This is a genomic window from Lacrimispora sp. (assembly GCF_031982545.1).
In the GTDB taxonomy this organism is placed as follows: Bacteria; Bacillota; Clostridia; order Lachnospirales; family Lachnospiraceae; genus Lacrimispora.
Genome location: NZ_DALYXB010000004.1, coordinates 320,743 through 333,969, shown reverse-complemented (window position 1 = coordinate 333,969; position 13,227 = coordinate 320,743). Strand labels below are relative to the sequence as shown.

Genomic DNA, 13,227 nt, shown 5'->3' with positions numbered 1-13,227 from the left:
GTTCTGATGGCTATGGATTAAGCCGTTTAAATTGACCCGGTGTACAGCCGGTTGTCTGTCGGAACGTGCGGATAAAGTTGGAGTAATCCACGAAACCTGACAGATGGCAGGCTTCTGAAACCGTATGACCTTTTAAGAGCAGTTCCTTTGCAAGAGCTACCCGCTTCACCACTATATACTGGAAGATGCTGCTTTCTGTTTCTGATTTAAATAAGTGACTTAAATAATATTTATCAAGGGACAAAGCAAGGGAGATAGAGTCCAGTGTAAGGGGTTCCGTTAGATGGTCATCAATATAATTCATGATAGCCTGTGCCCTATGAGGCCTTGGCGCTGTTTTTACAGAGCCGGTATTCTGCCAGGCCTGATTAATAAGTATGAGAATTTGAATAATGGTTGTTAACGCTGTTAAATCGCTGCCGTATGGGCGGCGATTTTTTATTGCCTTCTCCAGATTTTTTGCCATGAAAATGAGAAGTTCATGATCGGTCTGGGACAGCAATACCAGATTGTTTTTTCCAGGATCTCTGTGAAAGCAGTCTAAGAGATTGGTTGATGGGGTACAATAAGGCCGGATGTAAGATGGATTAACGTGAATCACCAGTCTGGTAAAGGGTTCATTGGAGGTATTGATTGCTTTATGAATCTCCCGGTTGGAAAAGAGAATCAGGCTGCCGGGACTCATGTCATAGCATGCATTTTCAACAAAATACTGGATATGGCCGTCTACCAGAAGATAAATTTCATGGCTGTTATGCATGTGAAAATCCACATTACCAGCCATATTGCTGGTGGTGAAATCACAGCTGATGGGATCGGAAAATTCGCTGTAATGATAGGGGCTTTCCTTTTTCATAGGCACCTCCTTAAATAGACAATCTACGCATGTTTATAGTCAATCTGCGCAAACAAATTGCGTTAAAATAATTATATAATAGAAATACAGAAGAAACAAGGAAAAGAAAAGAGGAATGATTATGGTTCGGGTTGGAGTGATTGGCTGCGGAAATATCGGAAAAGTCCATTCCATGATCTTAAAGGAATTAAAAGAAGTCAGGCTCTGTGCCATGGCTGATATTCGTATAGACAGGGCGGAGGAATTCTGCCGCCAATATACGGAAGGAAAAGGACGTGCATATGAATCATTAGAAGAGATGCTTGAGAGAGAAGAGCTGGATGGAATTCATATTTGTACGCCTCATTTTTGTCATGTTCCCATGGCGGAAATGGCCTTAAAGAATGGCCTTCACGTATTTATGGAGAAGCCGCCGGCTATTAACAGGCAGCAATTTGAACAGTTAGAGAGGGTATCGTTAAAAAGCGGCGCAAGACTTGGAATCTGCTTTCAGAACCGGTATAACGAGACCACCAAAAAAGCTACCGAGTTAATTGAGGAAGGAAAGATCGGCACCATTCGGGGAGGCAGAGCATTTGTCACCTGGCATAGAGATGCGTCTTATTACACGGAAAGCGGATGGAGAGGAAAGCTGGAGACAGAAGGCGGCGGAGCCCTTATGAATCAGTCCATACATGCTCTTGATCTGCTGCTTCGCTGGCTTGGCAGGCCGATCAAAACAGAAGCTTCCGTGAGCAATCATCACTTAAAGGGGATTGTGGAGGTGGAGGATACCCTGGAAGCCTATATGGAGTTTACCCAGGGGAAAGATCCTGTAAGAGCCAGCTTCTACGCCACGACTGCATACGTCAGTGACGCACCTGTTCTCATTGAGATTGCAGGGGAAAGAGGATTTATCCGGGTGGAAGGAGATACAGTCACTTATCAGGAGGCAGGAGAGATGGAACCTGTTATCTGGCGTTCAAAAAAAAGCCTTGTACCGGGAAAATCTTACTGGGGAAGTGGACATGAAGCCTGCATTCACGATTTTTATGACTGTGTCAGCACAGGAAAAGCTTATGGGAATGATCTTGAGTCGGTTCGGCTTACATTTAATACAATGATGGATATCTATGAATCTGCAGGAAGTGAGGAGAAATAAATCATGGAAAAAGTGAGACTGGGAATTATCGGAATTGGTAATATGGGTACCAACCATTTAAAGAGTATTCAGGAAGGGAAGGTTCCGGAGATTGAATTGACAGCAGTGGCTGACAGGGAGGACAGACGGATTGCCTGGGCGAAAGAATATATGCCAGCTGAGACCTTGTTTTTTAAAGAAGGAACGGATTTAATCGATGCAGGAGTGTGTGATGCGGTATTAATTGCTGTACCTCATTATCAGCATCCGGAGCTTACAATCTATGCTATAGAGCACGGCCATCATGTTCTATGTGAAAAGCCTGCAGGCGTTTATACAGCTCAGGTCAGAGAGATGAATGAAGCAGCGCAAAAATCTGACCGTGTATTTGCCATGATGTTCAATCAAAGAACCAACTGCATTTACAGAAAGCTGCATGAGCTGGTAACTGGCGGAGAGTTAGGAGCAATCAAACGGGTGAACTGGATTGTGACTGACTGGTACAGAACACAGTCCTATTATGATTCCGGCAGCTGGAGAGCAACCTGGGACGGAGAAGGCGGAGGCGTACTTTTAAATCAGTGTCCTCACAATATGGACCTGATTCAATGGATCTGCGGAATGCCGGATAAAGTACGTGCCTTCTGTCACAACGGAAAATGGCATGATATTGAGGTGGAGGATGATGTGACAGCCTATCTGGAATATCCAAACGGGGCAACGGGAGTTTTTGTAACCACAACAGCAGATGCACCCGGTACAAACCGATTCGAGATCACCATGGAGATGGGCAAAGTGGTTTGCGAAAACGACCGCCTTATGCTTTATAAACTGGCGGAAAATGAGCGTACCTTCTGCAAAACCGCAAAAGGTGGATTTGATACACCAGAATGTACCGTCACAGAGGTGGAGACAGACGGTATCAACGAGCAGCATGTAGGAGTGTTAAAGGCATTTGCAGGGAAGATTTTAAGAGGAACGTCTCTGGTGGCAGAAGGAGAGGAAGGAATCAATGGACTGACCTTATCAAACGCCATGCATTTATCCAGCTGGCTGAACCAGGAAGTTGAAATTCCATTTGATGAAAATCTGTTTTTAGAGGAATTAAATAAACGCCGTGCTGCTTCCAGAAAAAAAGAGGGAACTGGCGTGGTATTTGATACTGAAGGAAGTTATTAAGAAAAGGAGAGAGCATAATGTGGGACAAAATAAAACTATCCGGATTTGCAGATGAGATTGATATGGATTTAGACATTCAGATGAACGTGTTGAAAAAACTGGGAATGTCTTATGTAGAGATGCGCGGAGTAGATGGTAAGGGTCTGGTGGAGCATACAGCAGAAGAGGCAAAAGAGATTAAAAGACGCCTTGACAGCAATGGAATTAAATTATCATCCGTAGGTTCTCCCATTGGAAAAATTAAAATTGCAGAGGAGTTTGCTCCTTATATGGAGTTGTTTAAGCATACTGTGGAATTGGCACATGTAATGGAAACTCCCAATATCCGTATGTTCAGCTTCTTTATGCCTGAAAATTCCAGCTATGAGCCTTATAAAAACAAGGTGATGGATCAGCTGGGTCAGTTTGTGGATTACGCCAAAGCAAATGAAGTGATTCTTCTTCATGAAAATGAGAAGGATATCTATGGCGATATGGCAGACCGATGCCTGGAAATCATGAAAGAATTTTATGGGGATCATTTTAAGGCAGTATTTGATTTTGCCAATTTCGTCCAGTGCAAACAGGATACCATGGAAGCTTATGAGATGTTAAAACCTTATATTTCCTACATTCATATAAAGGATGCCCTCTGGGCGGATGCAAGCGTGGTTCCTGCAGGAATGGGAGACGGAAATGTGGAAAAGATACTTGGAAACTTGAAAGAGAGTGGATATCAGGGCTTTTTATCCCTGGAACCCCATCTCAGTGATTTCGCCGGCTTCTCCGCACTGGAGCAGCATGGAGAACAGAAGAAAAAAATGAGCGGGGAAGAGGCGTTTACTCTGGCTCATGATTCTCTGATTAAAATACTGAATCGCATTTCTTAACTACCAGTTTGTTAATAACTGATACCGCCATGGGCTGGAAATTCCATACCAGACCAGGGCGGTTCTTTTATTCTCCTCCATTAATCCGTTTCACGTAAGCACTGGGCGACATACCGGTATTTTTTTTAAAGATCTGGCTGAAATACTGGGGGTTGTTTCCGCAGCCTACCTTTTCTGCGATCCATTGAATCTGCTCTGCGTGCCCCTCAGCCAGAAGCTGCTTTGCTATTTGGATTCGCTGGGTAGTCAGGTAATTGGAAAATTTTTGTCGGGTTTCTCTCATAAAACGGGCACTTACATAATCCACGTTCATAAATAAGTAGTTGTCAGCAATCCATTTCAGTGTCAGACTTGGATTGTCTAAATTGTTCTCTACATACTGTATGACTTTTTCAATGAACGGACTGTAGGACCTGGTAGTTTCCAAAGAGTCCTCCAGGATCCTGTTTATTTTCTCCATCAGCATATTGCGTATGATTTCCGGATCCGTCTGCTGGTTTAGGGTCAATAAATATTCGGTGGCTACGATTGAAGAACCATAGCGGTTTCCGGCTGTTAATTTAATGATAATGCGGGAACCTGCCTGCTTCAAAAAATCAGGATTGCTGATATCGTGAAGCGTGTCCTTTAGTTCTTTTAGCCCCAACTGCTGTTCTTCCATATCTGTTTCCATCAAAAGAGTGGTCAGTTGTTCCAGTTTCTCGATCAGATTTTTATAATTGCAGATTGGTACTGGTCTTAACCCATTCATAAAATAAATCATACCATACCGTCTGATCTTTGCAGTTAAGGCCTCGATCAGCTGAATCAGATTTGGATAGGTGCTTCTGTGATAATCCAGTGTAACAGGCTGATCGTTTAATGCCAGCTGTCTCATAAAATCATCCAGAAGTTCATAGGATACCTGGTGGCTTTCAAAAAACAATATCAGGGTGTTTTTAACGTAGATGCTGTATACCGCAATGCCTGGTGCGCTTTCAGTCATGTAGTCATAAATCAGCTGGAGGGCTGTTTCCAGGAGGGGTTCCTCCAGATAATGAAGGTAGCACAGCTCGTAACCGGTGTAGCAGAAATCCATAAAGCCGGAATAGACTTCCCAGGCGGGACCGGAACCCTCCTCCATAAAAATTCCTTCGTTAATAATATTTGCCAGCACACTGTAATGAAGGTGGCAGGTCAGCGCTTTCTGCCTGTCCTGCAAATCTTTAAACGCACGCCTGTGATAATATTCCTTAATCACATCTTTCATGCTTTCTATAATCTGCTCTTCATTGCTGGGCTTTAGCAGGTAATGGTGAACCCGGTATTTCATGGCCTGCTTGGCATATTCAAATTCTCCAAACCCGGAAAGAATAATAAACTGGATATCCATGTCTGTCTGTGAGATTCGCTCAACCAGTTCAAGACCGGAAATTCCTGGCATACGGATGTCAGTCAGAACAATATCAGGAGATTCATCAAGTATCATGTTATAGGCCTCGATTCCATCGCTGCAGCTTCCGATCAGCTCAATTCCCAGACTGTTCCAGTCAATTAAACTGGAAATGGACTCCCTTATCATACGTTCATCATCTGCAATCATTAATTTTAGCAAATTTCATTCTCCTTTCGAGCAAGAGGAAAGGCAAGCCTTGCCACTGCCTGTTCATTATCATTATAAAGGGTGAGACCGTATTCCTCCCCATAGGTCAGCTGCATTCGCTGCAGAATGTTAAGCAGCCCGATTCCAAAGCCATGGGGACTGATTTGATTGGTCTTCAGCTTTTCTAACAGCTGATCCTCAAAAGCAGATCCGTTATTTTTTATGTAAACATAAAGAACATCCAAAGACCGTTCTGCCAATATGTGAATAAAACAGCCTTCTGTATTCTCTTCCAGGCCGTAACGTATGGAGTTTTCCACCAATGGCTGCAGGGTGAGTTTTAACACGTAGCAGGAGTAAAGATCCTGGGGTACTGTGATCTTATATTCCAGCCGGTCTTCATAACGGTATTTCTGAATGGTCATATAGCATTGCACCAGCTCCAGCTCCCTCCTTAAGGGAACTTCTTTGCTTTTCTGATCCAGAGTAATTCTTAAAAGTGTGCCCAGATTCTCGGCCATGGAAGAGATATCCTTTGCGCCCACCGATTTGGCTCTCCAGTTGATGGATTCCAGTGTGTTGTAAAGGAAGTGGGGGTTCATCTGGGTTTCCAGGGCTTTTAGCTGTGCTTCTTTTCTTAAAATCTCATTTAAGTAGCCGTTTTGAATCAGTATATTTACCTCATTTACCATCTGGTCAAACTGGGTATGAAGGATACCCAGTTCATCGGTCCGCCCTGAATAATCATAGGGAATGTTAAGGGATTCTTTCTGCCCGTCTGCAAAGTTCTTCATTTTTAACAGCAGATTATTAAAATGCCGGATTATAGAGTCAATCAGCGCGGAAGAAAGGATACTGGATATAATCACTGCAATGACAGTAATAAAAAAGGAGAACCGAAAACTTGTGGTAAGAGAAGCCAGAATATTGTCATAAGGAATGATGCAGACATAATCCCAGTTATAACTGGATAGAGCCTGTCTTACATAGAAGTAGTTCTTTCCCATGGACTGAAACAGACCGTAACGGGATTGAAAGATCTTTGAGACTACCGAAGGATCTTTGTCAATGACGGCGGAAGACTGATAGATTAAATTTTCCCCATCATACAGGATATAATCGGCAGATTCATAGAGATGACTGTTATCCGTGGAGGAATCAATCAGCTGCTTCATATCAATGTTTATGATCAGACTGCCGATGGAATCCAGCTTTAAAAACTGGGTGCGGCGGATGTTCTTAACCATAAAAAGTCCGTACTGGTTGCTGTAATCCGTTACCAGTATGGTTTTACCTTTTGCCGACTCAGCCCGTGAAATTAAGTCCCTGCGTATGGAATCGGGAAGTTTTTCTTTATTGATAATGTGGGTGTGAATGGAAAAATTACCCTGGTACAGGCTCATGTAACGGATGTTATTTTTCCTGAAGTTAAAATAGTATTCATTTAACATACCATAGATCGCCTTATAGGCCACGGTGCGTTCCTGGATCTGCTCTGTATCCTTTAGGATTCCCAGATTTTTCTGCATGGTACTGTCTGCAAGCACCATATCCGCCATGGTGCTGATCACGTCCAGATGGTTATTCAGTTCCTTGGCGGAAAAAGACAAAGAGGAAGCAACTGTCTGATAAAGAATCTTCTGGTGAGCCACAGAGATCATACGGATATTAAATACAGAAACGGAAGTAAGGAGCAGGATACATAGAAATACAATGGACTGAATCTTCTTTTTTAACGTAAGATTCCGGATAAATGCTTTCATACGCCCTCCTTAACGGGACAGCCCTGGTCTGATAAACAGATTATATATAAAACGTGACAATAATACAACACAAAACCGTTAAAAATATACAAAATATACAAAAAAACTCGGTTTTTTCCACTTTGAACTCGGTTTTCCACATTTACTGCTTATTCTTAGAAACGTATAATAAAACTACCTAAGATGAGTAATTAATTTTAAGGAGGAAGGTATTATGAAGAAAAAAATTGCATTACTGATGTCATGCTGTATGGCGGCAGCTTCTCTCGCAGGGTGCGGAGGTAGTTCTGCAAGTGCTACCACAGCTGCAGCTCAGGCACCTGCAACCACACAGGCGACCACGGCGGCTCCTTCTAAGGAAGCCTCCGGTGGAAGCGGAGATGTGAAACTTACGATGAGCTGGTGGGGGAACCAGGTTAGAAATGAGAGAACGCAGGCAGCTTTAGACCTTTATTCGGAACAGAATAAAGGAGTAACCATTGAAGGACAGTTTTCCGAGTGGTCTGATTACTGGAATAAGCTTGCTACATCGGCAGCAGGCCAGTCACTTCCTGATCTCGTTCAGATGGATTACATGTACATAGACCAGTATGTAAAGAACAATTTGTTAGTTGATTTAAAGCCTTATATTGAAAAGGGTGCCCTGGATGTATCCAATATTTCGGAAAACACTATGGCTTCCGGTACTGTAGACGGAGGAGTTTATGCAATTTGTGCAGGGATTAACTCTCCGGCCATGATGTATAACAAGACTTTACTTGATAAGAACGGCATTACAATCAAGGACTATATGACCATTGACGATTTCGAGGCAGTCTGCCGTCAGGTATATGAAAAAACCGGATATAAGACATCAATCGTTTACGGCACTGCCCAGACTTATCTGGATTATTTTATGAGAGCATACGATGTGGTTTTATTCGGTGATAAGAAAATGGGCGGAACAGCAGAGGATTACATTCCGTTCTTCCAGATGTATGAGACCGGCTTAAAAGAGGGCTGGCTCATTGATCCGGGTGTATTCGCAGAAATCTCCATTGGTTCTGTTGAACAGGATCCTATGGTAAATGGTTCCAGCCCGGAAACCATGTCCTGGTGCGCATTTGCAAACTCCAACCAGCTGACAGCAGTTCAGAACGCTGCTCCGGAAGGCGTGACCGTTGGCATGACTACCTGGCCATCTCCTGATCCCAAGAAGTCCGGCTACTTAAAATCCAGCCAGTTCTTCTCCGTCGGAGCCCATACCAAGAATCCGGATGAGGCAGTGAAAGTGTTAAATTATCTGGTTAATTCAAGCGACGCAAACAACATTCTTTTAGGCGAACGAGGCGTTCCTGCATCCAGCAAGATTGCACAGGAGCTTTCACCCAAGATGGATGCCATCAACCAGGAGATCATCCGCTATATCAACGATGTTGTAACACCTAACAGTTCACCGATCAATCCTCCCCAGCCAGATGGAGCAAGTGAGGTATTTAATCTGTTAAATCAGGTTCAGGAACAGCTTTGCTATGGTACATTTGATTCAAAAGCAGCCGCTGAGGAATTCTATAACAGTGCCAATAAGATCATGAGCCAGAAATAATTACCGGTAATATTCGGGGCAGAGAACGCTCTGCCCCGTTTTCAATCAGAGCAGTGATATGTGAACGGAGGGGACGTATATGAAAGAAAAAAAGAGGGAAAGCTTCAGACATTTTATGAACAGGGAAAGTACGGCAGGATTCGTATTCAGCCTTCCGTTTAGCATAGGATTTCTCATGTTCATGGTAGTTCCCATGGGACTGTCCCTTTATTATTCCTTTTGTGACTACAACATTCTGGCACCGCCAGTCTTTGTAGGAATGAAAAATTACATAAAGATGTTTACAGATGACCCGGTATTTTTAAAAACCATTGGAGTTACCTTTTATTTTGCATTTGTATCGGTTCCCATGCGTCTGGTATTTGCCCTGATTGTAGCGCTTATCCTGTTTAGGACTACAAAAGCTACGGCATTCTACCGGGCGGCCTACTATCTGCCATCTATTATCGGTGGTTCAGTTGCGGTGGCAATTCTCTGGAAGCGTATATTTGCAACCGACGGGGTGATAAATCAGCTGCTTCGGATTGTAGGAATAAAAACCAGTTTTCCATGGCTTGGAAATGTAAATACAGCCATCTGGACTCTGATTATACTGGCCGTCTGGCAGTTTGGTTCTTCCATGCTGATCTTCTTATCATCACTGAAACAGATTCCAGTTACGCTTTATGAAGCCGCAAGAGTGGACGGGGCAAACCGGTTTTCCCAGTTTTTTAAGATTACTCTGCCTCTTTTGACTCCCACCATATTTTTTAATCTGGTTATGCAGACCATCAATGGATTTTTGGCATTTACTCAGTGTTTTATTATTACACAGGGGAAACCCTTAAATTCCACTTTGTTTTACACGGTTTATATGTACCAGCAATCCTTTGAGTTTTACAATACCGGTTACGGTGCTGCTCTGGCCTGGGTCATGCTGGGAATGATCGGAATGATCACGTTACTCTTATTCGCTACTAAAAAATTCTGGGTCTATACGGAAGGAGTGTAATATTCATGAAAACAAGGAAAAGAATCGGCGGGATTGTGTATCACGTCATTGTCTGCGGCCTTGGTCTGATCATGATTTACCCTCTTGTTTGGATGATCATGAGTTCGTTTAAGGAGAGCAATACTATTTTTATCACAGCAGGCCAGCTGATACCCGGGAAGTTCGTATTTGCCAATTATGCAACCGGATGGAGGGGATTTGCGAAAACAGGATTTGCTGTATTTTTAAGAAATTCCATGTTTATTGCTGTTGTTGCAACTCTTGGTACGGTATTTTCCTCTGCCTTTGTGGCATATGGACTTGCCAGATGCAGATTTTTCGGAAGAAAGTTCCTGTTCGTAGCCATGCTCCTTTCTATGATGCTGCCGGCACAGGTATTAATGATTCCCCAGTATTTATGGTATCAGAAGCTGGGGTGGGTGGGAAGCTACAGACCCCTGATCGTCCCTTATTATTTTGCAATTCAGGGATTCTTCATCTACCTGATGATTAACTTCATTGACGGCATTCCAAGAGAACTTGATGAAGCGGCTAAGATTGACGGATGCTCCTACTACGGTATATTTGCAAGAATTATACTGCCTTTAATTACACCGGCTTTAATTACTGCAAGCATTTTCTCATTCATGTGGAGATGGGATGATTTCCTTTCCGCTCTCCTGTACATTAATGAATCTGCAAAGTATCCGGTCAGCCTTGCATTAAAATTGTTTTGTGATCCAGGTTCCTCCTCTGATTACGGAGCCATGTTTGCAATGGCAACACTCTCCATTCTGCCTGCAGTTATTATCTTTATCAGCCTGCAGAAGTATCTGGTGGAAGGAATCAGCACATCTGGATTAAAAGGTTAAAATATGGCAGAGGCAGTACAAAAAACAGCTTTTTTGTGCGCCTCTGTTATTTTTTTCGGTTTAGACCTTTCATTTGTCAGTCTAAATTGATATAATTGGGCAGTTTAGTAGTACAATCTGGTTGAGGCACAGGAAATGGAGGAAATTATGATTAACAATGTATTGGAATTCGGAGCAAAAGGCGATGGGAAAACAAATGACGCTGCAGCAATTCAGAAAGCAATTGACGAATGCACCGGCGCAGGCGGAGGTCGTGTACTCCTTCCCGGCGGACATATCTATAACAGCGGTTCAATTCTTCTTAAATCAAATGTAGAGCTTCATTTAGAGATGGGAGCAGTATTAAAAGCCAGTGATGATTTAAATGATTATTATCCCCTGGCCAACGGCGGAAAGATCGTGGCTCATGAATCAGGTCTTCCATCTTTTTTAAACAGTGAATATAATGGCAGACCATTTCACGCATTTATATACGGTTATGACCAGGAGAATGTGGCAATCACCGGATTTGGCACCATAGATGCCAATGAGGCCATATTTTACGGGGATAATTCCGGTTATCACATTGAAGGAACTTATTATCCCAGAATTCCCCTGATGCTCTTAGAAAAGTTCAGCCATCTCACCATCCGTGACGTGAAACTGGTAAACTGTGCATTCTGGACCGTTCATCTGGTGGGATGCAACGATGTATTAATCGATGGAATCCGCCTTATTAATAACTTACAGATGGCTAATTCCGACGGTATTGATCCGGATCACTGCACCAATGTACGGATTATCGGCTGCCACATTGAATGTGGTGACGATGCAATTGTATTAAAAAATTCCGGTGACTATAAACAATACGGTCCCTGTGAGAATATTGTAATCTCAAACTGTACCTTAATCTCCACCAGTGCAGCGATCAAGTTTGGAACGGAAGGGGAAAGTGATTTTAGAAACGTTCTCGTAGAAAACTGTACCATTAGTAAAAGCAACCGTGGTATCTCCATACAGATCAGGGACGGAGGAAATGTAGAGAACGTGGTATTCTCCAATATTACCATTGAAACACGGCGATTCTCCCATGAGTGGTGGGGAAGGGCAGAACCGATCTGCATCACAGCCCATGACAGAAAGCCGGGTGTAAAAGCTGGAAAAATCAGAAATGTGCGGTTTGAGAATATCAGCTGCAAGGGTGAAAACGGTATCTTTATCCGGGGAAGTGAAGATAACTATATTGAAGACGTGAGTTTTGAAAACATCCACCTCACTCTGGAGAAAAACTCCCGCTGGGAGATTGAGGGATATGATATCCGCCCCTGCCAGGGAGATGGACTGATTCGTACTAAAATATCCGGAATTTATGCCGAGTATGCCAGGGATATCCGGTTTGAGCATGTGAAGATTCAGGTGGAGGAAGGTATGAGACCGTTCTACAAACAGGATGTCACTTTAAGCCACGCAGAAGAAATCACCATCTAATCCTCATAGGAAGCAATGGAAATGGCGCAGTTTTGCTCTTTGCAATAGGAGCAGAACGCGTCTTCCGGCATCTTTTCAGTTAAAATATAATCAAACTGATTCATATCTCCATAGGTCATAAGAGATGCCCGTCCAAACTTGGAAGAATCCGCCAGAAGATAATGCTTCTGGCTTTTTTTTAATGCTGCTTTTTTAATGTTATACTCATCCGTTGATGCATTACAGATTCCTGATTCCACGGAAATACCGGTACATGCCATAAATGCACGCACAATGTTATAATCCTCTAAATATTCCACACAGGAGCTGCCGGTCAGAGACGCTGTATCCCTTTTTAAAGTGCCTGGGAGCACGATTAAGTCAATATTAGGATAATTCATGGATTTGTTAATGACCTGAATGCTGTTTGTTATGACAGTGACTGTATTTAAATGAGTGAGAAAGTCTACAATATTCATGGTAGTGGTTCCGCTGTCAATGAATATGATATCTCTGTCCCGTACAAAGGAAGCGGCAAGAGATGCAATTCGCTGTTTGCTTAAAAAATTACGGCTGGCTCTGTCCTGGAATGTGACAAGATCTGGGATTGGAGGAATATTTTCAGAGGCAATCACACCTCCATATACCTTTTCCACAGTTCCTCTTCCCACAAGCACCTCCAGATCCCGGCGCAGCGTGTTTTTGGATATCTGAAATAATTCACAAAGGGTATCGATGGATGCGGATTTGTGCTCCAGTATATATTGCTCCAATTGTTCAATTCGGGAAATTCTCATAGCTTGTACTCCTTATATGGCGATTCCATTGTTATGCAGTTATTGACCTATTATATCAGACACAAGCAAAAATATCAAGAAATCACCAATAGATCACCAAATTAAGAAAATTTTTTTTCAGTAGATCTTGACCGCTCTCGATTAAAGTGTTAGAATATAACCAACACATTACAAAAACAAAATCAAAA

The 13,227-nt window shown here is 42.8% G+C and carries 11 protein-coding genes; 7 read left to right on the top strand and 4 right to left on the bottom strand.

What is annotated here, in order from left to right:
* Positions 1-10: 10 nt before the first annotated feature.
* Positions 11-856, bottom strand: a complete 846-nt coding sequence (locus tag ABS301_RS09165) for a helix-turn-helix domain-containing protein (protein WP_349671937.1) — start codon at positions 854-856, stop codon at positions 11-13.
* A gap of 121 nt (positions 857-977) precedes the next feature.
* On the opposite strand from ABS301_RS09165, the gene ABS301_RS09160 reads away from it, so the two are divergent.
* Genes ABS301_RS09160 through ABS301_RS09150 form a run of 3 tightly spaced genes read left to right on the top strand, consistent with a single transcriptional unit; the run spans position 978 to position 4,024 of the window.
* Complete coding sequence (locus tag ABS301_RS09160; RefSeq protein ID WP_349671936.1) at positions 978-1,997, top strand: Gfo/Idh/MocA family protein; 1,020 nt, start codon at positions 978-980, stop codon at positions 1,995-1,997.
* Positions 1,998-2,000: 3 nt separating this feature from the next.
* Positions 2,001-3,155, top strand: coding sequence for a Gfo/Idh/MocA family protein (locus ABS301_RS09155; protein WP_349671935.1), 1,155 nt, complete (start codon positions 2,001-2,003; stop codon positions 3,153-3,155).
* A 17-nt stretch (positions 3,156-3,172) separates the two neighbouring features.
* Complete coding sequence (locus tag ABS301_RS09150; protein ID WP_349671934.1) at positions 3,173-4,024, top strand: sugar phosphate isomerase/epimerase family protein; 852 nt, start codon at positions 3,173-3,175, stop codon at positions 4,022-4,024.
* A 67-nt stretch (positions 4,025-4,091) separates the two neighbouring features.
* Here the strand turns inward: ABS301_RS09150 and ABS301_RS09145 are convergent, their stop codons facing one another.
* Together ABS301_RS09145 and ABS301_RS09140 are read right to left on the bottom strand one after the other, a co-directional pair.
* Positions 4,092-5,618 carry a response regulator transcription factor gene (locus ABS301_RS09145; RefSeq protein WP_349671933.1) on the bottom strand — a complete coding sequence of 509 codons (1,527 nt, stop codon included), beginning with the start codon at positions 5,616-5,618 and terminating at the stop codon, positions 4,092-4,094.
* On the bottom strand, positions 5,612-7,369 hold the full coding sequence (locus tag ABS301_RS09140; RefSeq protein ID WP_349671932.1) for a sensor histidine kinase: 1,758 nt from the start codon (positions 7,367-7,369) through the stop codon (positions 5,612-5,614). The genes ABS301_RS09145 and ABS301_RS09140 overlap by 7 nt, the downstream gene beginning before the upstream one ends.
* Before the next feature lie 214 nt (positions 7,370-7,583).
* Here ABS301_RS09140 and ABS301_RS09135 point away from each other — a divergent pair, with 214 nt between their 5' ends.
* The 4 genes from ABS301_RS09135 to ABS301_RS09120 all read left to right on the top strand — a co-directional run bounded on the left by ABS301_RS09135 (position 7,584) and on the right by ABS301_RS09120 (position 12,263).
* Entirely contained in the window at positions 7,584-8,954 is a 1,371-nt protein-coding gene (locus tag ABS301_RS09135; RefSeq protein ID WP_349671931.1) for an ABC transporter substrate-binding protein, read from the top strand.
* A gap of 79 nt (positions 8,955-9,033) precedes the next feature.
* The gene (locus ABS301_RS09130; protein ID WP_349671930.1) at positions 9,034-9,945 is read left to right on the top strand and encodes a carbohydrate ABC transporter permease; all 912 of its coding nucleotides are present in this window, start codon (positions 9,034-9,036) and stop codon (positions 9,943-9,945) included.
* A gap of 5 nt (positions 9,946-9,950) precedes the next feature.
* Complete coding sequence (locus ABS301_RS09125) at positions 9,951-10,796, top strand: carbohydrate ABC transporter permease (protein ID WP_349671929.1); 846 nt, start codon at positions 9,951-9,953, stop codon at positions 10,794-10,796.
* 147 nt (positions 10,797-10,943) lie between these two features.
* On the top strand, positions 10,944-12,263 hold the full coding sequence (locus ABS301_RS09120; RefSeq protein ID WP_349671928.1) for a glycoside hydrolase family 28 protein: 1,320 nt from the start codon (positions 10,944-10,946) through the stop codon (positions 12,261-12,263).
* Here ABS301_RS09120 and ABS301_RS09115 read toward each other — a convergent pair.
* On the bottom strand, positions 12,260-13,039 hold the full coding sequence (locus ABS301_RS09115; RefSeq protein ID WP_349671927.1) for a DeoR/GlpR family DNA-binding transcription regulator: 780 nt from the start codon (positions 13,037-13,039) through the stop codon (positions 12,260-12,262). The genes ABS301_RS09120 and ABS301_RS09115 overlap by 4 nt on opposite strands.
* Positions 13,040-13,227 lie beyond the last annotated feature (188 nt).